The 21779-nt window shown below is 62.2% G+C and carries 25 protein-coding genes; 3 read left to right on the top strand and 22 right to left on the bottom strand.

Annotation, left to right across the window (positions count from 1 at the left end; genetic code table 11):
* Positions 1–15: 15 nt before the first annotated feature.
* The 12 genes from atpD to E4680_RS10150 all read right to left on the bottom strand — a co-directional run bounded on the left by atpD (position 16) and on the right by E4680_RS10150 (position 9419).
* Positions 16–1413, bottom strand: coding sequence for a F0F1 ATP synthase subunit beta (gene atpD, locus E4680_RS10205; RefSeq protein WP_135282307.1), 1398 nt, complete (start codon positions 1411–1413; stop codon positions 16–18).
* A 76-nt stretch (positions 1414–1489) separates the two neighbouring features.
* Positions 1490–2356, bottom strand: coding sequence for a F0F1 ATP synthase subunit gamma (gene atpG / locus E4680_RS10200; protein WP_135282306.1), 867 nt, complete (start codon positions 2354–2356; stop codon positions 1490–1492).
* A gap of 23 nt (positions 2357–2379) precedes the next feature.
* Positions 2380–3921 (bottom strand): F0F1 ATP synthase subunit alpha, encoded by a 1542-nt coding sequence (atpA, locus tag E4680_RS10195; RefSeq protein ID WP_135282305.1) that lies wholly within the window; start codon positions 3919–3921, stop codon positions 2380–2382.
* 12 nt (positions 3922–3933) lie between these two features.
* Complete coding sequence (locus E4680_RS10190; protein WP_135282304.1) at positions 3934–4473, bottom strand: F0F1 ATP synthase subunit delta; 540 nt, start codon at positions 4471–4473, stop codon at positions 3934–3936.
* An 11-nt stretch (positions 4474–4484) separates the two neighbouring features.
* On the bottom strand, positions 4485–4955 hold the full coding sequence (locus E4680_RS10185; RefSeq protein WP_135282303.1) for a F0F1 ATP synthase subunit B: 471 nt from the start codon (positions 4953–4955) through the stop codon (positions 4485–4487).
* A gap of 56 nt (positions 4956–5011) precedes the next feature.
* The gene (gene atpE, locus E4680_RS10180; RefSeq protein WP_479688847.1) at positions 5012–5266 is read right to left on the bottom strand and encodes a F0F1 ATP synthase subunit C; all 255 of its coding nucleotides are present in this window, start codon (positions 5264–5266) and stop codon (positions 5012–5014) included.
* A 54-nt stretch (positions 5267–5320) separates the two neighbouring features.
* Positions 5321–6097 (bottom strand): F0F1 ATP synthase subunit A, encoded by a 777-nt coding sequence (atpB, locus tag E4680_RS10175; protein ID WP_135282301.1) that lies wholly within the window; start codon positions 6095–6097, stop codon positions 5321–5323.
* A gap of 7 nt (positions 6098–6104) precedes the next feature.
* Positions 6105–6473 carry an ATP synthase subunit I gene (locus E4680_RS10170; RefSeq protein ID WP_167792472.1) on the bottom strand — a complete coding sequence of 123 codons (369 nt, stop codon included), beginning with the start codon at positions 6471–6473 and terminating at the stop codon, positions 6105–6107.
* Positions 6474–6582: 109 nt separating this feature from the next.
* Positions 6583–7449, bottom strand: a complete 867-nt coding sequence (locus E4680_RS10165; RefSeq protein ID WP_135282299.1) for a ParB/RepB/Spo0J family partition protein — start codon at positions 7447–7449, stop codon at positions 6583–6585.
* A complete protein-coding gene (locus E4680_RS10160; protein ID WP_135282298.1) occupies positions 7446–8255 on the bottom strand; it encodes a ParA family protein in 810 nt (269 codons plus the stop codon). The genes E4680_RS10165 and E4680_RS10160 overlap by 4 nt, the downstream gene beginning before the upstream one ends.
* 10 nt (positions 8256–8265) lie before the next feature.
* The gene (gene rsmG, locus E4680_RS10155; RefSeq protein WP_135282297.1) at positions 8266–8928 is read right to left on the bottom strand and encodes a 16S rRNA (guanine(527)-N(7))-methyltransferase RsmG; all 663 of its coding nucleotides are present in this window, start codon (positions 8926–8928) and stop codon (positions 8266–8268) included.
* Positions 8925–9419, bottom strand: coding sequence for a cupin domain-containing protein (locus E4680_RS10150; RefSeq protein WP_135282296.1), 495 nt, complete (start codon positions 9417–9419; stop codon positions 8925–8927). Before E4680_RS10150 ends, rsmG begins: the two co-directional genes overlap by 4 nt.
* A 146-nt stretch (positions 9420–9565) precedes the next feature.
* Between E4680_RS10150 and E4680_RS10145 the strand changes: the two genes are divergently transcribed.
* Positions 9566–10534: a YbgA family protein gene (locus E4680_RS10145; RefSeq protein ID WP_135282295.1), complete on the top strand. Its 969-nt coding sequence runs from the start codon at positions 9566–9568 to the stop codon at positions 10532–10534.
* Between the two features lie 58 nt (positions 10535–10592).
* Here E4680_RS10145 and E4680_RS10140 read toward each other — a convergent pair whose 3' ends face one another.
* From E4680_RS10140 to E4680_RS10100, 9 genes are all read right to left on the bottom strand, one after another.
* Positions 10593–11678 carry a transporter family protein gene (locus E4680_RS10140; RefSeq protein WP_135282294.1) on the bottom strand — a complete coding sequence of 362 codons (1086 nt, stop codon included), beginning with the start codon at positions 11676–11678 and terminating at the stop codon, positions 10593–10595.
* 122 nt (positions 11679–11800) lie between these two features.
* The gene (locus tag E4680_RS10135; RefSeq protein ID WP_135282293.1) at positions 11801–12058 is read right to left on the bottom strand and encodes a hypothetical protein; all 258 of its coding nucleotides are present in this window, start codon (positions 12056–12058) and stop codon (positions 11801–11803) included.
* Between the two features lie 4 nt (positions 12059–12062).
* Positions 12063–12614, bottom strand: a complete 552-nt coding sequence (gene sufT, locus E4680_RS10130) for a putative Fe-S cluster assembly protein SufT (protein WP_135282292.1) — start codon at positions 12612–12614, stop codon at positions 12063–12065.
* A gap of 7 nt (positions 12615–12621) precedes the next feature.
* Complete coding sequence (sufU, locus tag E4680_RS10125) at positions 12622–13065, bottom strand: Fe-S cluster assembly sulfur transfer protein SufU (protein WP_135282291.1); 444 nt, start codon at positions 13063–13065, stop codon at positions 12622–12624.
* Positions 13065–14324 carry a cysteine desulfurase gene (locus E4680_RS10120; protein WP_135282290.1) on the bottom strand — a complete coding sequence of 420 codons (1260 nt, stop codon included), beginning with the start codon at positions 14322–14324 and terminating at the stop codon, positions 13065–13067. The genes sufU and E4680_RS10120 overlap by 1 nt, the downstream gene beginning before the upstream one ends.
* Positions 14325–14336: 12 nt before the next feature.
* Positions 14337–15608: a Fe-S cluster assembly protein SufD gene (gene sufD / locus E4680_RS10115; RefSeq protein WP_135282289.1), complete on the bottom strand. Its 1272-nt coding sequence runs from the start codon at positions 15606–15608 to the stop codon at positions 14337–14339.
* Entirely contained in the window at positions 15605–16357 is a 753-nt protein-coding gene (gene sufC / locus E4680_RS10110) for a Fe-S cluster assembly ATPase SufC (RefSeq protein WP_135282288.1), read from the bottom strand. Before sufC ends, sufD begins: the two co-directional genes overlap by 4 nt.
* A 55-nt stretch (positions 16358–16412) precedes the next feature.
* The gene (gene sufB / locus E4680_RS10105) at positions 16413–17861 is read right to left on the bottom strand and encodes a Fe-S cluster assembly protein SufB (protein WP_135282287.1); all 1449 of its coding nucleotides are present in this window, start codon (positions 17859–17861) and stop codon (positions 16413–16415) included.
* Positions 17862–17891: 30 nt separating this feature from the next.
* Entirely contained in the window at positions 17892–18350 is a 459-nt protein-coding gene (locus E4680_RS10100) for an SUF system Fe-S cluster assembly regulator (RefSeq protein ID WP_135282286.1), read from the bottom strand.
* Positions 18351–18554: 204 nt separating this feature from the next.
* Between E4680_RS10100 and E4680_RS10095 the strand changes: the two genes are divergently transcribed.
* Both E4680_RS10095 and cydB read left to right on the top strand, forming a co-directional pair.
* Complete coding sequence (locus E4680_RS10095) at positions 18555–19913, top strand: cytochrome ubiquinol oxidase subunit I (protein ID WP_135282285.1); 1359 nt, start codon at positions 18555–18557, stop codon at positions 19911–19913.
* Positions 19914–19930: 17 nt separating this feature from the next.
* Positions 19931–20941 carry a cytochrome d ubiquinol oxidase subunit II gene (gene cydB, locus E4680_RS10090; RefSeq protein WP_135282284.1) on the top strand — a complete coding sequence of 337 codons (1011 nt, stop codon included), beginning with the start codon at positions 19931–19933 and terminating at the stop codon, positions 20939–20941.
* A 27-nt stretch (positions 20942–20968) separates the two neighbouring features.
* On the opposite strand, the gene E4680_RS10085 is transcribed toward cydB, so the two are convergent.
* Positions 20969–21661, bottom strand: coding sequence for a hypothetical protein (locus tag E4680_RS10085; RefSeq protein ID WP_135282283.1), 693 nt, complete (start codon positions 21659–21661; stop codon positions 20969–20971).
* Positions 21662–21779 lie beyond the last annotated feature (118 nt).

Genomic DNA, 21779 nt, shown 5'->3' with positions numbered 1-21779 from the left:
TACTCCCCCAGCGCCTTAAACGCGCTTGGCTTTCTCCACCGCTTCTTCGATGCTGCCGACCATGTAAAAGGCCTGCTCGGGCAGCGTGTCATATTCGCCGTTCAAAATGCCCTTGAAGCTGCGGATCGTGTCCTTGAGCGACACATACTTGCCGGGCGATCCGGTGAACACTTCCGCAACGTGGAACGGTTGCGAAAGGAAACGCTGAATCTTGCGGGCCCGGGAGACGATCAGCTTGTCCTCTTCGGACAATTCGTCCATACCCAAGATGGCGATGATGTCGCGTAGCTCCTTATAGCGCTGCAACACGTTCTGCACGCCACGGGCCACGCTGTAGTGTTCCTCGCCCACGACCAGCGGGTCCAGCTGACGACTGGTGGAGTCCAGAGGGTCCACCGCCGGGTAAATCCCCAGCTCCGCAATCTGCCGCGACAACACGACCGTGGCATCCAAGTGCGCAAAGGTCGTCGCCGGCGACGGGTCGGTCAGGTCATCCGCGGGCACGTACACTGCCTGGATCGAGGTGATCGAACCGGTCTTGGTCGAGGTAATGCGCTCCTGAAGGCGCCCCATTTCCTCGGCCAGCGTCGGCTGGTAGCCCACCGCCGACGGCATGCGGCCGAGCAGCGCCGACACTTCGGTTCCAGCCAGCGTGTAGCGGTAGATATTGTCGACGAAGAACAGGATGTCGCGGCCTTCGTCACGGAAATACTCTGCCATGGTCAGACCGGTCAGGGCGACGCGCAGGCGGTTGCCCGGCGGCTCGTTCATCTGTCCATAAACCATGGCCACCTTGGATTCCGACAGGTTCTCCAGATCGATAACCCCGGATTCCGCCATTTCATGGTAGAAGTCGTTCCCTTCACGGGTTCGCTCACCCACGCCTGCAAACACAGACAGACCGCTGTGTTCCTTGGCGATGTTGTTGATGAGCTCGAGCATGTTCACGGTCTTGCCCACGCCGGCGCCACCGAACAGGCCAACCTTGCCGCCCTTCGCGAAGGGGCAGAGCAGGTCGATGACCTTGATCCCAGTTTCCAGCAGGTCGGTCGACCCCGACTGTTCTTCATAGGACGGCGCAGCCCGATGAATCTGCCAGCGCTCTTCGCACTGCACTTCACCGACTTCGTCCACCGGGTTGCCCAGCACGTCCATGATCCGCCCCAACGTGCCCTTGCCGACCGGAACCGAAATCGGCGCCCCGGTACCGCGCACGTCGAGCCCACGGCTCAAGCCATCCGATGGACCCATGGCGATCGTGCGAACGACCCCATCACCCAACTGTTGTTGGACTTCCAGAACCAAACCCGTCGAGTCCACCACCAACGCGTGATAGACCGCCGGGACCGCGTCCCGTGGGAATTCAACGTCCACCACGGCACCAATGATCTGAACGATTTTTCCGGAGCTCATCTGTCTGGTTCCCCTAAGGCTCTTGTCCGCTGTTGCGCGGGGGACGGAAGGTAATATCTGCGTGAAGGACTGCCGCTCACGAGACGGCTGCAGCGCCGGCGACGATTTCTGCCAATTCCTGGGTAATCGCGGCCTGCCTCGCCTTGTTGTAAACCAGCGTCAAGCGCTGGATCACCTCGCCTGCGTTATCCGATGCCGACTTCATGGCAACCATGCGCGCCGCCATTTCACAGGCAACGTTTTCAACCACGGCCTGGTAAATCTGCGATTCGACGTACCGAACCAATACATCGTCCAGCAACGCTTCTGGGCTCGGCTCGTAGAGATAATCCCAGTTCTGCAGCATCTCGGTTTCGCGCACCGGTTCGACAGGCAAAACCTGCTGAACCACCGGCTTCTGGGTCATCGTATTCACGAACTGATTACGCACCAGCAGGAGCCGGTCGATCTTGCCGTCCCGATAGGCATCGAGCATGACCTTGATCGTCCCAATCACCTGTTGGAGATGCGGGCGATCGCCCAAGCCTGTCTGCTGGGCGACGATTTGGCCACCCAGACGGCGAAAGAATCCGACGCCCTTGCCGCCGAGGATGGCCAGATCCACAGCAATATCCTGTGTGTCGAACCGGCGCAGCTCGGTCAATACGGTCTTGAACAGGTTGATGTTCAAGCCGCCGCACAAGCCGCGATCCGTGGACACAAAAATGATGCCGACGCGCTTGAGCGGTTCCCGTGGCTCCAGAAAAGGATGCCGGTAATCCGGATTGGCTGCCGCCAAATGCCCAATCACCTCACGCATGCGCTCGGCATAGGGCCGGGTTGCCGTCATCTGATCCTGCGCCTTGCGCATCTTGCTCGCCGCCACCATTTCCATGGCTTTGGTGATCTTCTGCGTGTTTCGGACGCTGCGGATCTGATTACGGATTTCTTTTGTGCCCGCCATTTTTCACCTATTGGGTTCGCGGCTTACCAGGTTCCAGTAGCCTTGAATTCCTCGATGATCTTCTTCAGTCCGGCCGCGATCTCATCGTTGTAATCGCCCTTCGCGTCGATGCTCGCCAGAATGTCTGAATGGGCCGAACGTGCGAAGTCGTGTAGCGCTGCTTCGAACTCGACCACCTTCTTCACATCGACGCTGTCCAGGTAGCCCTCGTTTGCCGCGAAAAGCGACAAGGCCATCAGCGCAACCGACAACGGCGCGTACTGCGTCTGCTTCATGAGCTCGGTGACGCGCTGACCCCGGTCGAGCTGCTTGCGGGTCGCTTCATCAAGGTCAGAAGCAAACTGGGCAAACGCCGCCAACTCGCGATACTGCGCCAGCGCCAGACGTACGCCGCCACCCAGCTTCTTGATGATCTTGGTCTGCGCAGCCCCGCCCACACGGGAAACCGAAAGGCCGGCATTGATGGCGGGCCGGATACCGGCGTTGAACAGATCCGATTCCAGATAAATCTGGCCGTCGGTGATGGAGATCACGTTGGTCGGAACGAAGGCCGACACGTCCCCGGCTTGGGTCTCGATGATCGGCAGCGCCGTCAGGGAACCCGTCTGACCCTTCACTTCACCGTTGGTGAGCTTCTCGACATATTCCGGGTTGACCCGCGCCGCGCGCTCCAGCAGACGCGAATGCAGATAGAACACATCGCCGGGGTAGGCTTCACGGCCGGGCGGACGCCGCAACAGGAGGGAGATCTGACGGTACGCCCACGCCTGCTTGGTGAGATCGTCGTAAACGATCAGAGCGTCTTCACCCCGATCGCGGAAGTATTCGCCCATTGCGCAGCCGCTGTAGGGCGCAATGTACTGCAACGCCGCCGAGTCCGAAGCACTGGCCGCTACGATGATCGTGTGCGCCAGGGCGTCATGTTCTTCCAGCTTGCGCACCACTGCGGCGATGCTCGATGCCTTCTGGCCGATCGCGACATAGATACACTTAACGCCGGTACCTTTCTGGTTGATGATGGCATCGACAGCGACGGCGGTCTTGCCCGTCTGCCGGTCACCGATGATCAACTCGCGCTGGCCGCGACCCACCGGCACCATGGCATCGATCGCCTTCAGGCCGGTCTGCACCGGCTGGGAAACCGACTGTCGGGCAATCACGCCCGGCGCGACCTTTTCGATGGGTGAGGTCAGATCAGTGTTGATCGGGCCCTTGCCGTCGATGGGTTGACCCAAGGCGTTGACCACGCGGCCGAGCACGGGCTCGCCCACTGGAACCTCGAGAATGCGGCCGGTGCAGCGCACACGGTCGCCTTCCTTGATGTGCTCATAGCTGCCCAAGACCACGGCACCGACGGAATCGCGCTCTAGGTTAAGCGCCAAACCGAAGGTTCCACCCGGGAACTCCAGCATTTCGCCCTGCATGGCAGCGGTCAGGCCATGAATGCGACAGATACCATCCGCGACACTGATAACCGTCCCTTCGGCCCGGGCTTCAGCCACGACTTCGAAGTTTTGAATGCGCTGTTTGATCAGCTCGCTAATCTCGGCGGGATTGACTTGCATGTTGCTTCCTCGTCAATGAACCAGTGCGCGGGACAGACGTTCCAACTGGCTGCGGACCGACCCGTCGATCACCAAATCGCCAGCCCGGATGATCGCACCACCCACCAGACTGTCGTCGATCCGGGTCTTGAGATTGATTCGGCGCCCAAGCCGCTTTGCCAACGAATCCACGATCCGTCGTTCCTGCTCGGGATCCAAGGCCACGGCGGTGATGATCTCTGCGTCTACCGAGCCTTCCGCCTCTGCACGCAAAGCGCTGAACACTTCTGCAATCTGCGGCGCCAGCAGCAACCGGCCATTCTCCACCAAGAGACTGACCAGATTGATACCTTGAGGACCCAGCTCGGGACCCAACGCGTCACTGATCAGCTGCCGGTGTTGGTCAGCGGTTTGCCGCGGATTTTCAAGCGCCTGCCGAATCGGCGGATAGATAACCAGAGCGGCCAGAAGATCCAACCGATTCTGCCAGTCCGCCAATGATTCGCCGCTTTCGCGCGCCAGATCGATCACGGCTTTGGCATACGGCCGCGCCATCGTGGTTACATCGGACATCGAACCCCCAATCAGATCTGGCCGACCAAGTCGTCCACCAGATCACGGTGGGCGGCCGGATCGATTTCACGCTTGAGAATCCGGCCAGCGCCCGTCGTGGCCAGATCAGCCACCTCACGGCGCAGCGCTTCACGAGCCTGCGCAACTTCCTGCGCAATCAAGGCTTCGGCAGAGCGGATTTGACGCTCACCTTCTTCCTTGGCAGCCAGCTTGGCCTGCTCAACCATCTCGGTACCGCGGCGATTCGCCTGAGCCAGAATTTCGGCGGCCTGCTGGCGTGCAGCCTGCAGCGTGCTTTCGATCTCCTGTCGGGAGCGCTCCAGCTGTGTATTGCCTTGTTCAGCCGCAGCCAGCCCCTCGGCGATGCGCCGCTGACGCTCCTGCATGGCTTGAGTCAAGGGCGGCCAGACGAACTTCATCATGAACCACACGAACAACCCGAAGGTGATCATCTGGCCGATCAGAGTGGCGTTGATGCCCACGATAAATTCTCCGCGATTCGTGTTCTAACCAAAAACAGTCGGCGAGGCTGGGCAATTCAGCCCAGCGCGGCCAGGAACGGATTGGCGAACATCATCAAAAGGCCCATGGCCACGCCGATAATGGAGACGGCGTCCAGAAGACCCGCAATGATGAACATGCGGGTTTGCAGCATGCCGGCCAGTTCAGGCTGACGGGCTACACCTTCGAGGAACTTGCCGCCCAGCAGGGCGAAACCAATTGCGGTGCCAACTGCGGCGAGACCGAAAATGATGCCGACCGTCAAGACGGTATTGGCCTGGATCTGGGCGATGAGAGCTTCCATCATTCCTCCTAGTTCAGGAATAAGCAGTGTGAGCCAAAGGGATTAATGCTTGGCGTGGGCCATACCCAGGTACACCACCGTGAGGGTCATGAAAATGAACGCCTGCAACGGGATGACCAGGAGATGGAAGATGGCCCAGGCACCGCCGGGCCCCCACTGCGCCCACCAAGGCAGCAGGGCAATCAAGACAAAAATCAGTTCGCCGGCATAGAGGTTGCCGAACAGTCGCAGCCCGAGAGACAGCGGCTTGGCAAGCAGTTCTACGGCATTCAGAATCAGATTGAACGGCACCAAGTATTTACCGAACGGGTGGAATAGCAGCTCTTCCAGATAGCCGCCGACACCCTTGCCCTTGATACTGTAGATGATGATCAGCAGGAACACCGTAAACGACAGCCCGAAGGTGGCGCTCATGTCAGCCGAAGGCACAGGGCGGAAATATTCCACGCCGAACCAGCCGGCAATCATCGGGAAGAAGTCAACCGGAATCAGGTCCATCGTATTCCACAACAGAACCAGACAGAAAATCGTCAGCGCCAAGGGCGCAATGAGACGACTTTCACCATGGAAGGTTTCATGCACGACGCCTTCGATGAATTCGATAACGGACTCGACCATGTTCTGGAGCGGCCCCGGAACACCGACGGTCGCCCGGCGGGCAGCGATCGCAAAGGTGACGACCAGCAGAGCCCCGAGCACGGCAGACATCAGCAGCGTATCGATGTTGAAGGTCCAGAAACCTTCCCCTGCGGTCCACCCGGTCAAGTGGTGCGTCACGTACTCCTGGGGAGAGTGAGCGGTATGTTCAGCGCTGGCCATGAACCAATCAACCCCTTTGCTGTCTATCCTCGGGAACCTCCCACAGGAGGGAGACCCAGTAAACACCCGTTGTTGCCATGAACGCCACAATGAGCACCAAGAAATGCTCCGGGAAAACCAGCGCGGCACCCGCGAAAAGACCGATGCTGATCCCCCACTTCACCGCTTCGGCGCGCACCAAGGCAGCGAGCCGGCGCTGAGGTGATGCATCCGGCGGCAACAGTGCCATTCGCACGGCGAATACGGTCACGGCCAGAAGATTGGCGGATCCGCCCATAACTGCCGCCGCAACGGCAGGCCAGCCTCCGAACATGTAGGCCAGTGCGGCAACGCCCAGCGTTACGACTGCTTGCCACCGAAAAAGCCGACCGACCACTGCACCACTCAAAGACTTGGGAGCCTCGCTCGTCGCTTAAGCGTAGCAGGACAGGTTCATCCGGCCACCCTCAAAAGCGCGGCAAGTATAAAGAGCGCGTCCGAATGGGTCAATGCCGAAAACGGTCTTCCGGATCGTGCCCCAGAAACCCAAGCAGGCTATCTAGCTGCTCAAGAGAATGATAATCGATGCGAATTACGCCCTTGCCGCCACGGTCTTGGACGGTGACGGCCGTCCCCAGACGTTCGGATAACGATCGCTCCAGCCGCATGACATTGGGGTCTGGGGTCTTCTCAGCCGCCTGGGGCTGCAGCATGCGCCGCACCAGCGCTTCGGTCTGACGCACGGTGAGTTTGCGTTTGAATACCTGCGCTGCGGCCTCGCACTGTGCCCCACCCTTGAGCCCCAGCAGGGCCCGCCCGTGGCCCATTTCCAGCTTCCCGTCTTCCAGAAGTTTGCGAACCGGTGGCTCCAGTTCGTTCAGACGCAGGAGATTGGTGACGGCAACCCGGGATCGTCCGACGGTAGCAGCGATCTGTTCATGGGTGAGCGAAAATTCGTGCTGCAGCCGCGCCAGCGCCCCCGCTTCTTCCATGGGATTGAGATCTTCACGCTGAATATTCTCGATCAGTCCGATCGCCATCGCCGCCTGATCGGGGACCTCCCGCACGACACAAGGTACTTCACGCAATCCCGCCATCTGGGCCGCACGCCAGCGCCGTTCTCCGGCGATGATTTCGTAACCGTTTTCGACCGGACGCACGACGATCGGCTGCACGACGCCCTGGGTTTGAATCGATTCGGCCAATTCGCTCAGCGCCTCGGCGTCCATGTGCAACCGTGGCTGATAGCGTCCCCGTTGCAGGCGCTCCACCGGGAGATGCGCCAAGGATTCGTCGGGCGCAGCCGGACCGGCCATGGCGACACCACCGAGCAGGGCATCCAAACCCCGCCCCAGACCTCGTTTGCGATTCATAGCAATGGACCCTCCAGCGCGTTGACCGGCTGCGACCGACTCCGGCCATGACGGCGCAGCATTTCCCCGGCCAATGCCAGATAAGCCGCACTTCCTTGCGCACTGCGGTCGAGCAACACACAGGGCATGCCATAGCTCGGCGCCTCGGCCAGCCGCACGTTGCGCGGCACGATGCTGCGATAAACCCGGTCCCCGAAATGACGCAGCAACTGCTCGGACACATCGCGCGCAAGCCGGTTGCGCGGATCGAACATGGTGCGCAGCAGGCCCTCGATCTCCAACGTGGGGTTGAGGCCACGGCGTACGCCTTCGACGGTACCCAACAAGGCCTTGAGTCCTTCCAGTGCGTAATATTCACATTGCATCGGAATCAAGACGCCTTGTGCGGCGACCAGCGCATTGACCGTCAGTAAGTTGAGTGACGGCGGACAATCGATCAATACGTAGTCGAACGCCTCACTGGCATCATCGAGTGCACGCGCCAAAGCGCGCTCGCGGCTGCTTTCGGCCAACAGCCCCACCTCCGCCGCAGTCAGGTCACCCGAGGCGGCAAGCACATGAAACCCCGATTTATCGGCGTGCTGCAAAGCCTCACGCAAGGCACACTCACCCAGCAGGACCTCGCACACGGTTGCCGGCCCATTCTCGGCAGACAGACCGCAACCGACCGTCGCATTACCCTGCGGATCCATGTCGATCAGAAGCACTCGCTGGCGCGCCAGGGCCAAGGCCGCCGCCAAATTGACGGTGGTCGTGGTTTTCCCCACGCCGCCCTTCTGATTGGCGATTGCGATTATGCGGCCCACGCCCCGTTCCTCATTGATCTCTGATTTCAATACGCTGCTCGCTCGTCCGTTGCAAACAGATCAAATGCCGTTGCGCCTCCAAGCCCGGCACCACCACCGGCAGGACCGCCTGCACGACAAAATCAGCCGGCAGCGTCGCCAGCTCCGCCGTCACATCCGGCCCTTTCATGGCGACCATACGGACATCGGCAACACCCAGCCGCCGAGCGTAGTCACAAAGCGTCGCCAAATCGGCCACCGCCCTCGCGACGACGGTGTCCACCGGCGGCGAAAGACGGGTCGACTCCGCACGCGCCTGAATCACACTCACCTGCGACAAACCAAGCCGGCCGACGACATGGCGCAGGAAGCGCACCTTCTTGCCGTTGCTCTCCAGTAACACGACACGGCGTTTCGGATCAGCGATTGCCAGCGGAATCCCGGGCAGACCGGCACCACTCCCCACATCGGCGACGCTGTTGCCGCACAGATGCGGCAAGACCGTCAGACTATCCAGAAGATGGCGGCTAACCATCTCCACAGGATCCCGGACGGCGGTCAGATTATAGGCCCCGTTCCACTCAACCAGCATGCGCAGGAACGCGAGCAGGCTTGCCTGAACGCCGGGCGATACCGGCACCCCCAGCGCGTCCACGCCCGCCGCCAACACGTCCTCTGGCTGCATCTGGCTCATGATCCACCCCGGCCAACCAAATAAGAAAGCTGAGGCCAGTGCGCGGGAAACAGACGTTCGATCAGACCTGCATCCGCCATTTCGCGGTCCACCGGATCGAATCCAGGCGCTACAGCTTCGCTGATCAACCCGTGATCACCCGCCTCCAGCACGCTCGCCTTCCAGATACCACCGGGAACCGTCAACTGCAATCGATGTCCCACCAACGGATCCGGCCCCAGAAGATGACGCTCGAGCCGCCCGTCCGGAAACAATAGCCAATAGACAATCGGGTCGCCGCTATGAAAAAAATGAATGATATCGGACTGATTGCGATGCAGTTTTCCCAACGGCCGATCGGCCGTGAGCAAATAGTAGATCGCGGTCATCAGGGGCCGCGTCGCGCCGTCGTCGCGCCGAAATGTCCGCCCACTGGTGCTGGTTCGGCGAAAATATCCACCCTCGGGATGCGGCGCGAGGTCGAGCATTTTCACCCATTGTGCGGCGTTCATCCGGGTTCCCCCATGCGTCCAGCGGGCAGCGCACGCCCCAGGCCCCGCGACCCCGATCGTCAACCGGACCAAATTGGCCATCTTAACGCAGATCTTTCACGTACGACTCCCGCACCCGGGAGAAGCACAGCAGTGGGGCATCCGTCATGACATGTGATCCGGTCCCTCCCACGCCCCGCCTCACACTAGGCATCAGCGCATGCCTGCTGGGCGAACCCGTCCGCTACAATGGAGGCCACAAGCGCGACCGCTACATTCTCGAGAAACTCTCCCCCCATTTCGATTTTCGCCCCATCTGCCCGGAAATGGCGATCGGCCTGGGGACTCCGCGTCCGCCGCTGCGACTGGTGCAGGAGGGGGCAGCCCTGCGCGTGCTGGGGGCGCGAGACCCCACGCTCGATGTCACCTCAGCGTTGTCCGCAATGGGACAGCGGATCGCGTCAACCGCACACGATCTCAGTGGCTATATTTTCAAGGCCCGCTCGCCGAGCTGCGGTGTGGAGCGTGTCAAGATCTACGATCCGGACGGGAAGGCGTCCCGTATGGGGCGCGGCGTGTACGCCGATGCCCTCCTCGAAGCCTTGCCGCTCCTTCCCGCGGAAGAAGAAGGTCGACTGAAAGATGCCGCCCTACGGGAAAACTTCATCGAGCGCGTCGTTGCCTATCGCGACTGGCAGGATCTACTTGCAGCCGGAGCAACGGCAGAAGCCCTGGTGCAGTTTCACACCCGCCACAAGCTCCAGCTCATGGCGCACGGCAGTGCGCATCTGCGCATTCTGGGTCGCCTGATCGCCCAGCTCGCCGAAGCACCCCTTGCGCAGACGGTGGATCACTATGGCACCGGATTCATGCACACATTGCACTATCGCGCGACGCGCAAGCGCCATGCGAACGTCCTCTACCACGCCATGGGCTATCTCAAAAAGCAACTGGGCGCCCCGGACAAGGCCGAGCTCACCCACGCGATCGAGGCCTACCGCGTCGGCCACGTACCGCGCATCGTACCCATCACGCTGATGCGCCATCACCTGCGCCAACATCCCCATCCCTACCTGATCCAGCAAGTCTATTGGGATTGGGCGCCACCCGCGCTCGGGCTGTGGAACGAGACCTAAAAAAACGCCGGGAAACTCCCGGCGCAACATCAGGCAACAAGAGGCTGAGAGGGTTACATCAAAAGGCGTACTGCCAGCCCAGAACGGCTGACCAGTCCGTCTCCAATTGCGGGCCGTCCAGACGCTGGGCGACCGGCAAGAGGACTTCAATCCCCAACCGATGGCCCTGCAAGAGGCCTTCGGGGGCATAAAAATTGACACCGATACCGACATCGGCCCGCTCGCCGCCCTGGGCACGCGGATCGGCAGCCGGTGACATGGTGGGCGAAATCCGCTCGTCCTGGCCATCGATATTGCCCCAGGTGGCAAAGGCCAGGCGCAGGGAAGTGCTCACCGCAGGAGTCCAGCCATAGGCGATCCAGCCCGTGAGATCGGTGCGGTTTCCGAGGGTATAACCCTCATCGTTCTCGCCGGTGCGAAGGGTGGCGATGCCTTGCCCACCCCAGGACCAGCGCTCACCCTGACCGACATAGGTCAGGCCGGGCTTCAGATCGTAGGTCCCTGAGCCGAGCTGCATGGGATACTCCAGACGCATGGCTACTGGCGCGCCGTGCTCGCCATGGGGCATGTCGTCCTTCTCGGTGATGCTGCCGGTCGGAACACTGAGCCCCAGACTGGCGATGGCCTGGTGCGCGCTGGCCACCGGCGTGATGCGGAACATCGCGGAGAGCGACACATCTCCGATTCCGTCGGATTCCATATCGAAGGGCACAGGCGGATGATCGCCATGGCTGTGCAGCTCGGAACTCATGTCCATCGTGACATAGGGGATCATGGCCATCAGCGTCCAGCGATCGGTCGGGGCGTACATCACCTCGACCATGTGCATGGCCATGTCCATGTCTTTCGGGGCGTTGTGATAGCCGTAGCCACCCGCGGCCTCGCTGCTGTAGGTCTCCTGCTTGGAGACCGAATCCGACCCATCCAGCAGGCCTTCCTGATGCATGGGCATGTAGCGGTAGCCCACCATCCATTCGCCCGCCTTGTGAACGTGATCGCCCATGACGCCAATGGGTGCATGGGCGTCGGCGCGGGCGCCCTGCCAGTCGTCATGCGCCTGGGCAAGGCCGGCGCCGGCCATCAAACCGAGCAGGCACAAGGGGCGATTGAAAGATCGGGAAACAGGCGGCAAGTACTCGAACATGAAGAATCTCTCGCGTTGTGATTTTTCTGCGAACACCGGAAAGCGTCGCGGATCAGTCTATCGGCGAGCGTCGATCAGCGGAATGTGACAGATTGTCGCACCGTCCGGGTGGCCGGCGCAGCTCAGGAGCGGGGCTCGACGGCGGCTGCGGACTCGGCCGGAACGTACCCCCGCCGCTTGCGGGCGCGCACCTCATGGTTCCACTGATGGATCGCCTCGGGATAGTCTGCGCAGGGCATGGTCTTGAATTCGCCAGACCCGCGCTTGAGATCACCGGCGGTGCGGGTGACCACCCAGCCGAACAGGTCCCGCTGCAATCGCAGTTCCACATACCGGTCCCCACATACCAGCCGCGCGTATTGCCAGGGGGTGGCCGGCATCCGCTCAGTACATCCCGGTCTGCAATCGTGCCGCTTCGGACATGCGGCTCTGATCCCAGGGCGGATCAAAGGTGAGCTCCACGCTCACCCGTTTCACCGTCGGCACGGCAGCCACCTTGGCACGCACTTCATCAGCCAGAATGTCGCCCATGCCGCAGCCGGGCGCCGTCAGGGTCATGCGGATATGTACGGCACGCCCACCTTCCGGGAGCACCTCCACCATCCGGTCGTAGATCAATCCCAGATCGACGATGTTGATCGGAATCTCGGGGTCGAAACACGTCTTGAGCTGATCCTCGATGCAGGATTCCACGGCCGCATCATCGGCATCCTCCGGCAACTCCGGACCGGCTGGTACTTCGCGGCCCAGCGCATCGGCATCCTTGCCGGCGATTCGCACCAGATTGCCGCCGTAATACACGGTAAAGCTGCCACCCAGCGCCTGCGTGATGCGGACATCGGCGCCTTCCGGGAGCACCACCGTATCCCCCGCTGGAATCAGCACGCCCAGACAATCCCGGGACAGCGTAGCGTAGTCGGCTTGTTGCGAGTACATGGCGCCCTCACTCCGTCCGCACAGGGGTCAGGTCACCCTGCAATGCCGCATGCAACGTATGCCACGACAGCGTGGCGCACTTGACCCGAGCCGGATAGTCCTTGACGCCCGCCAGCGCCGCCAGCTTGCCCAGACGGCCCGCATCGGCCGCTGTCTTGCCGGTCAGCAACTCATGCATATCCGCGAACAACGCTTCCGCTTCCGCTACGGTCTTGCCCTTGACCGCCTCGGTCATGAGGCTGGCCGATGCCGTCGAAATGGCGCAACCACTGCCGACGAAACTGACATCCGTAATGCGCCCATCGTCGATGCGGGCATATACGGACAACTTATCGCCGCACAACGGGTTGTATCCCTCGGCGATCCGAACCGCGCCTTCGAGCGGGTGAAAATTGCGCGGATTGCGATTGTGATCGACGATGACGTCCTGATACAGCTCGCGCAAATCCATCAACGTCGCCCCCCGAACAGTTCCGTCGCGCCACGCAATGCCTTTACCAGGGCATCGACGTCGGCACGGGTGTTGTAACAGGCAAAAGAAGCACGTGCCGTTGCCGGCACGCCGTAGAACTCCATGACCGGCATCGCGCAGTGGTGCCCTGCCCGAATCGCCACTCCGGCATGATCGAGAATGGTCCCCAGATCATGGGGATGAACGCCGTCCAGCACGAACGACACTACACCGGCACGTACCGGCGCGGTACCGATGAAGCGCAAGCCGTCGATCTCGGCCAGTTGAGCCACGGCATAGCTCAGCAGGTCGGCCTCATGCACCGCAATGCGTTCAAGCCCGAGTGCGGCCACATAATCCATCGCTGCGCCCATCCCCACGGCTTCGGCGATCGCAGGCGTGCCCGCCTCGAACTTGTAGGGCAGGTCGTTCCACGTGCTGCCGGCGAAGCGCACGGTGCGGATCATGTCGCCTCCGCCCTGCCAGGGGGGCATCGATTCGAGCAACTCGCGGCGGCCGTAGAGCACGCCGATCCCGGTTGGGCCATAGAGCTTGTGCGCAGAAAAAGCGTAGAAATCGCAATCCAGGGCCTGCACATCGACGAGCTGATGAGGAACGCCCTGGGCGCCGTCGATCAGCACCACCGCACCGGCGGTCCGCGCCCGCGCCGTCATCTCCGCAACCGGATTGACCGTGCCCAGTGCGTTGGATACGTGCGCCACGGCGAAAATGCGGGTTTTCGGCCCCAGCAGCTGCTCAAACGCCGCCAAATCCACCGCTCCATCCGCAGTGATGGGGACCACTTTGAGGGTCGCGCCCGTTTGCTCGCACACCATTTGCCAAGGCACGGTATTGGAATGGTGTTCCAAATGCGTGATCAGGATCTCGTCGCCCGGCCCCAGACGCGGACGGGCATAGCTCTGGGCAACGAGGTTGATGCCTTCGGTCGTCCCCCGCACGAAGATGATCTCTTCGCGCTCCCGCGCATTGAGAAATCCCCGGGTCCGGTCACGCGCGCCCTCATACAAGGCCGTGGCGCGCTCGGATAGCGTATGCACCCCCCGATGGACGTTGGCATTGGCCTCGCGATAGTAGCGATCCATGGCCTCGAGTACCGCGCGCGGCTTCTGCGCCGTCGCCGCATTGTCCAGATACACCAGCCGCTGACCATGGATGAGCTGGTCAAGAATGGGAAAATCCGTCCGCACCCCTGCCACATCATAGGCATCGGGCAGACTCGCTGATTGAAATGCTGTCATGACAGACCTCTCTCAGGCCGTTGCATCCGGCAAGACGCTCGACTCGGTCCGACCGAATACCCAATCCAGAATCGATGGAACCGGCATACCGGGAAGCGCCGCGCGGGCGAAGGATTCGATGAGCAGGGCACGGGCCGCCTCGCGATCCAGACCACGACTCTGAAGATAAAACAGGGCGGTTTCATCCAGCTGACCAACGCTGGCCCCATGACTGCACTGCACGTCGTCCGCCAGGATCTCCAGCGCCGGTCGCGTCACCACCTCCGCACGCCGGGACAGCAGCAAGGTGGCATTGGACTGGCGCCCGGTGATGCCCTGGGCCCCGCTGGCCACTTCGACGCCTCCGCCGAACACCGCGCGCGACCGATCCTGCAGCACCGCGCGGGTTTGCTGCGTGCTATGGGTATGCGGCGCGTCGTGCCGGATAGCGATCTGGTTGTCCACCTGCAAGGGGCCGCGCCCCTGCACCAGCCCGTGCAACGTTGCCGTGGCGCCGGGTTCGGCAAGCGTCACCTCCAGCTCCCGGCGAACCCAGCCCCTCCCCGCATCGATCAGCCACACCCTCAACCCACTGTCGCGGGCACCTTGGGCGGCAATCTGGCCGACGCCATACGTGCCGCTGCCCGACTGATCGATCACAATCAGGTTGAGCTGGGCGCCGGCATCGAGCCGGATCTCGGCCCCGCTGTTCAAAAAAGCGCCGGCTTGCGGTGTGCCCGCATGATGCAGCACGACCGTTGCCGAGGCCTGCTCACCCAGGCGAATAGACACGCGCGGATGTGCCGTGAAGGCAGGATGATCGGCCGCCGACCACCACAGCAAGTGCACCGGATCAGCCAGCGCGACCCCCGCGTCGAGCGCGAGTGATGCGCCATGACGAAAGCCCAGCGCATTGAGCGCCGCAAAGCCATCGCGCTCCGGCGGAAGCTGCCCACCGATGTCGCCTCCGCCGGTTTCGAGCTGTTCCAGCTGCACGCCGGCCGGCACCGTACCCACATCCAAGGCAGGCGCAGGGCAGCCGCCGATCCACACGCGACGGATGGCGCCTGACAGTTGTGGAAGCGTCGACGACTCGGGCACGGCTGGCGCCGCGTCTGCGAGCGGAAAGCGACACGCTAACAGGCGCTCCGGATCACTGTAGCGCCATCGCTCGGTGCTGGTGCCCGGTAACCCCGCCGCCGCCAGATGCACCGCACCGCGCTCGGCCAGCTCAGGGATCGGCGAGGCACCCGCGGCATACTGGTCGAGATAGGCTCGCACCGCGTCCCCGGCTGCCTCGCTCATCCAACCGCTCCCGCCAGCACGGACGCATACCCTTCGGCCTCCAGTTCCTGCGCCAACTCCTTACCCCCCGAACGGATGACGCGCCCGCCGGCCAGGACATGCACGAAATCCGGCGTGACATAGTCCAGAAGACGCTGGTAGTGCGTGACCAGAATCATGGCCCGATCGGGCGAGCGCATGGCTTCGATCCCCTGCGACACCACCTTCAGCGCGTCGATGTCGAGCCCCGAGTCGATTTCGTCCAAGATCGCCAGACGCGGCTCCAGAATCAGCATCTGCAGAATTTCGTTGCGCTTTTTCTCGCCGCCGGAGAACCCTTCGTTGACCGAACGACTGAGAAATTCCTCGGGAATGCCCATGAATGCCATCCGCTCACGCACCAGCGACAGAAACTCGAAGGCATCGAGCTCGGGTTCGCCACGGTGCCGACGCTGAGCATTCAGACTGGCCTTGAGCAGATAGACATTGTTCACCCCGGGGATTTCCACGGGATACTGGAAACCCAGAAAGACGCCTTCGCGGGCGCGCTCCTCGGGGGCCATGGCGAGGAGATCCTGGCCACGGTAGCGGACCGTCCCACCGGTGTGAACATAGCCCTCACGGCCAGCAAGCATCGCGGCCAGCGTGCTCTTGCCCGAGCCGTTCGGACCCATGATGGCGTGGACTTCGCCCGCGTTGACCTTGAGGCTTAAGCCCTTGAGGATGGGGCGATCCTCCACGCTGACCTGCAAATCGTCGATCTGTAGCATGAATCTTCGGTTCCCGAGGCGCCAAGGCGCCTATCTGGTTGAGAAAAAAAGCGCTTCAGCCCACGGCGCCTTCGAGCGAAACGGAGAGCAGCTTCTGGGCTTCGACGGCGAACTCCATGGGTAGCACCTGGAACACTTCCTTGCAGAAGCCGTTGACAATCATGTTCACGGCATCCTCGGCGCTAATGCCGCGCTGACGACAATAAAACAGCTGATCTTCACCGATACGCGAGGTGGTCGCCTCATGCGCCACCTGCGCAGTGGGATTCTTGACTTCGATATAGGGAACCGTATGGGCGCCGCAGCGATCCCCCATCAGCAATGAATCACACTGGGTGTGGTTGCGCGCGCCCTCCGCGCTCGGCAACACCTTCACCAGACCGCGATAGGTCTGCTGGCCGTGCAGCGCCGAAATCCCCTTGGACACGATAGTGCTGCGCGTGTTCGGGCCGATGTGGATCATCTTGGTGCCGGTATCGGCCTGCTGGTGATTGTTCGTGGTCGCGACCGAGTAGAACTCGCCGACCGAATCCGCGCCGCGCAGGATGCAGCTGGGATATTTCCAGGTGATGGCCGAACCCGTTTCCACCTGGGTCCAGGTGATTTTCGAGCGATCGCCCCGGCAGTCCCCTCGCTTGGTCACGAAATTGTAGATTCCGCCGCGCCCCTGCTCATCGCCCGGATACCAATTCTGCACGGTGGAGTACTTGATGGTCGCATCGTCCAGCGCCACCAGCTCCACCACCGCCGCATGCAACTGGTTCTCATCGCGCATGGGCGCCGTGCAGCCCTCCAGGTAACTGACGTGAGCACCGGCATCGGCAATGATCAGAGTCCGTTCGAACTGGCCGGTATTGGCGGCGTTGATGCGGAAATAGGTGGACAACTCCATCGGGCAGCGCACGCCTGGCGGAATATAGACGAATGACCCGTCAGTAAACACCGCCGCGTTCAGCGCCGCATAGAAGTTGTCGGTATGCGGCACCACCGTGCCGAGATAGCGCTGCACCAGATCGGGATGTTCGCGCACCGCCTCGGAGAACGAGCAGAAGATGACCCCGGCCTCGCCCAGCTTCTCCTTGAAGGTGGTCGCCACTGATACGCTGTCGAACACCGCATCTACAGCCACGCCGGCCAGGCGCGCACGCTCGTGCAGCGGAATCCCGAGTTTCTCGTAGGTCTCCAGCAGCTTGGGGTCCACTTCGTCCAGGCTCTTGGGCGCATCGGCGCGGGATTTCGGCGCCGAATAATAGGAAATGGCCTGATAGTCGATGGGCGGATACGCAACTTTCGCCCACCGTGGCTCACGCAGGGTCAGCCAGTGCCGGTAGGCCGCGAGCCGCCATTCAAGCAGAAACGCCGGCTCCTCCTTTTTCGCGGAGATGAGCCTGATCACCGCCTCGCTGAGACCCGGCGCAACCGTATCCGATTCGATGTCGGTGACAAAACCCGCTACATAATCGCGCGTGAGCAGGCGTTCCAGATCATCCTTGCTCGATGCCATGTCGGGAACTCCTTCAGGTAAAAACGGGGGTCATGGTGAGGACGCCACCACCGGCAGGCCCTGCGTCTGATGCCATTGCACAGTTTGCATGGGGCTCGCCATCTGGGCCAGGCTGACACCGCGCAACGCAGACCGCACGGCTTGGCTGATGAGATCCCAATGCCCGGACAGGCTGCAGTCACCCTCCTGCGGGCAGCTCTGAGGGACCCGACTGCATTCGGTCAGGCCCAGCGGCCCCTCAAGTGCAGCAATGACATCCAGTACGCTGATTTGTCGTGGATCGCGCGCCAGATGATACCCGCCGCAGACCCCACGCACCGAAACCAGCAAACCCGCGCGCGTCAGCGACTTGAGTAGCTTGCTGACGGTCGGCAGGGCAATGCGGCACGCCGCGGCAATCTCCGGCCCGGTCTGGATGATCGCCGGACGACGAGCCAGATGCGTCATGACCACAACACCATAATCGGTCATTTTGCCGATCCGGAGCATGGATCCTCCGGTGGAATGGGGACTAAATTGGTCCTTATTATGCCACAACCCAATCACCACTGCTATGCGGCATCAGGTCGCATCACCGCCTCCGCGTCACTCGCTGCGTTATGCTAGCGTGTGCTGCTCAGGAAGAGCCTCAATCCTGCCGAGGAAACGGCGCTCGCCATCCCCTGAACATCCCAACGGAGCGCGGAGATACGCATGTCCTTCGATCCCGTCATCCTGGCCCGGCTGCAGTTTGCCCTGACCATCGGCTTCCACATCCTCTTCCCCACCCTCACCATTGGACTGGCCCTGTTCCTGGCCATCGTCGAGGGCATGTGGCTGCGCACCGGACGCGCGGCCTATCTGGCGCTTTATCGCTTTTGGGTGAAGATCTTTGCGCTTTCCTTCGGCATGGGGGTGGTGTCGGGCGTGGTGCTGTCCTATCAGTTCGGAACCAATTTCGCCCGCTTCTCGGAAGTCACGGGAAACATCCTTGGTCCGTTGCTGGGTTACGAGGTGTTGACCGCATTCTTTCTGGAAGCGAGCTTCCTCGGCGTCATGCTGTTCGGCATGAATCGCGTACCGCCACGGCTGCACTTCCTGGCGACCTGCATCGTGGCACTGGGCACCATGATCTCGGCGTTCTGGATTCTCGCGGCCAGTTCCTGGATGCACACCCCGGCGGGCTATCGCCTGGTGGACGGCATCTTTCATGTCGAAAGCTGGCCGGCGGTGATTTTCAATCCATCCTTCTTCTATCGCTTTCCCCACATGCTGCTGGCCTCCTTCCTGACCACGGCGCTCGTCGTGGCCGGGGTATCGGCCCGGCATCTGCAAGACATTCGCACCGCCACCGTGGCCCGACCGGCGTTTTCGGTGGCCACCCTGGCCCTGGCGATCCTGGCCCCGTTGCAGATCGTCATGGGCGACCTGCACGGTCTTCAGGTGCAACGGGATCAACCCATGAAGGTGGCCGCCATGGAGGGCCTGTGGGAAACCACCGCCGGCGCGCCGTTGCTGCTGTTTGCCTGGCCGGACATGGCCGCCGAACGCAATCACTTCGAAATCGCGATTCCGAAGCTGGCCAGCGTGATTCTCCAGCATGATCCGGATGGGACCGTGCTGGGTCTCAAGGAGGTTGAGCCGACCGATCGACCTCTGGTGCCGATTGTTTTCTTCAGTTTCCGCATCATGGTTGGACTGGGCTTCTGGTTCCTCCTGCTCGGCGCGCTCGGACTGCTGCTGCGCTGGCGCGGCACGCTGTACAGCAGCCGGAGCTACGCACTGCTCTGCATGGTCAGCGCCCCGCTCGGCTTCATTGCCACGCTGGCCGGCTGGATCGTGACCGAAACCGGCCGTCAGCCGTGGATCGTCGAAGGATTGATGCGCACATCGGAGTCCATCTCGGACGTCCCGGCACGCGCCATCCTGACCACGCTGTCCCTGTTCTTCGCGGTTTATGGAACCCTGCTTCTGGCCTATCTCTACTACCTGTCGAAACTCATCCGACAAGGCCCGCAGGCACCCGACGCCGCGCCCGTATACGCCGAGCCGCCCCGCACGGCCTGGATGTGAGTGAAGGAGTGCTGTCGATGGATGCAACGGTGTGGATTCCGCTGGTCTGGGCCGGGGTCCTGTGTCTGGGACTGATGCTCTATGTGATCCTGGACGGCTTCGACCTGGGCATCGGCATCCTGTTTCCGTGGGGGCGAACCGACCAGGAACGGGATCTGATGATGAACAGCATCGCGCCACACTGGGACGGCAACGAGACCTGGTTGGTGCTCGCGGGTGGCGGCCTCTTCGCGGCCTTTCCCAAGGCCTACGGCTTGCTCATGACGGCCCTGTACATCCCCATCCTGTTCATGCTGTTCGCGCTGGTCTTCCGCGGCGTCGCCTTCGAGTTCCGATTCAAGGCCGAACGCAGCCGGGGGGTCTGGGATGTGGCCTTCAACCTGGGATCGGTGCTGGCCGCGTTCTTCCAGGGTGCGGTGCTCGGAGCCTTCATCCAAGGCATCGAGGTGACCGGCGACCGGTTTACCGGCAATGTCATGGACTGGCTCACCCCCTTCAGCCTGATGACCGGCTTTGCGCTGGTATGCGGCTATGCCCTGCTCGGGGCCTGCTGGCTGGCGTTGAAGACCGAAGGCGATCTGCAGCGCTGGGCGTTCGAAGCCGGACAGGTTCTGATGTTCGTGGTGCTGGCCTGGATCGCCATGGTCAGTATCGCCACGCCCCTCATGTCGGCTGAAGTCGCCCGGCGCTGGTTCAGTCTGCCCAACCTGTTCTGGCTGTTGCCCATTCCGCTACTGACGGCAACGGTGGGCTGGATGTTATGGCGGGCCTTGCGCCGCCACGCCACCCGCGCGCCGTTCGTCCTCACCATCATCCTGTTCGGGCTGGGTGCATTCGGTCTGGCCGTGAGCCTGTGGCCGTATACCGTGCCACGCGCATTCACGCTCTGGGAAACCGCCGCGCCGCCGGCTTCACAGGGCTTTCTGCTCATCGGCGCGGTCGCCCTGCTGCCGTTGATCCTGGGCTACACCGCCTACAACTACTGGGTGTTTCGCGGCAAGGTCCGCCCCGGCGCCGGCTATCACTGATTGCCCGCTCTCGTGGCGAGCCTTACATCAGGCGGGAGATGGGGCGTGTGCATCGACCAGATCGGCGCCCTGCTCGAGCAGAACGCACAGGGTCCGGGCGAGCCATCCAAGCCGCAGTTCGACGTCGGCGGTATCCATGCGGATGACCGGTGTGCTCGACGTCCCGCCGAAGTCGAGCGACTGGGCGGGCGGTGTGGGGGCGCCCATGTTGACTGGAATGATGCGCGGCAGATTGCCGCGATGGGTCATGCGGTTGCGGAATTCAACCCAGAAGGACCACTCAGCCGCAGCAACCAAGTCTCGCAAGGCGCGTTCGAGCCTGCTGGCCGCGGCATGGGGCTGCAGCCAGTCTGCAAGCCGTGACGGATTGCACGCACGCTGGCGCTGCGCATCGAACGGCAGCGACAGGATGTTCGGATGACTGGCCAGCGCGGCCAGCGAATAGGTCATGGCCTCGATGCACGAAACACCGCTGGTGAACATACCGAACAGGGCGCGCTCGCAGCGGAAATTCGCCTCGTAGGACGATTGCGTTTCCGATACCACAAACCAGTTTTGATAGGCCCGCCAATCCTCGTCACAGGCGCGAAAACGCCAGGCGATCAGGTTGGACGCGCCCCCGAACTCCTTCTGAGCATCGGAGCCATACGGCGTTTCCAGCACACGTCGCGCCGCTTCCCGGTACCGCGTGAATGCCTCGCACGGGAATGCGTCCGGCATGTCGAGGCCGTTTCCTGCGCAGTGCATGACCTTCGCGTCTCCCCGATCGAAGCGGCTGAACCGGCGGATCAACGCCGTCCCAGCAACTTCAATCGGCGTCGGTCAAGACAGCTTGAGC

The sequence above is a fragment of the Candidatus Macondimonas diazotrophica genome, from assembly GCF_004684205.1.
Classification (GTDB): Bacteria; Pseudomonadota; Gammaproteobacteria; order UBA5335; family UBA5335; genus Macondimonas; species Macondimonas diazotrophica.
This window is presented reverse-complemented; position numbering and strand designations above follow the sequence as displayed.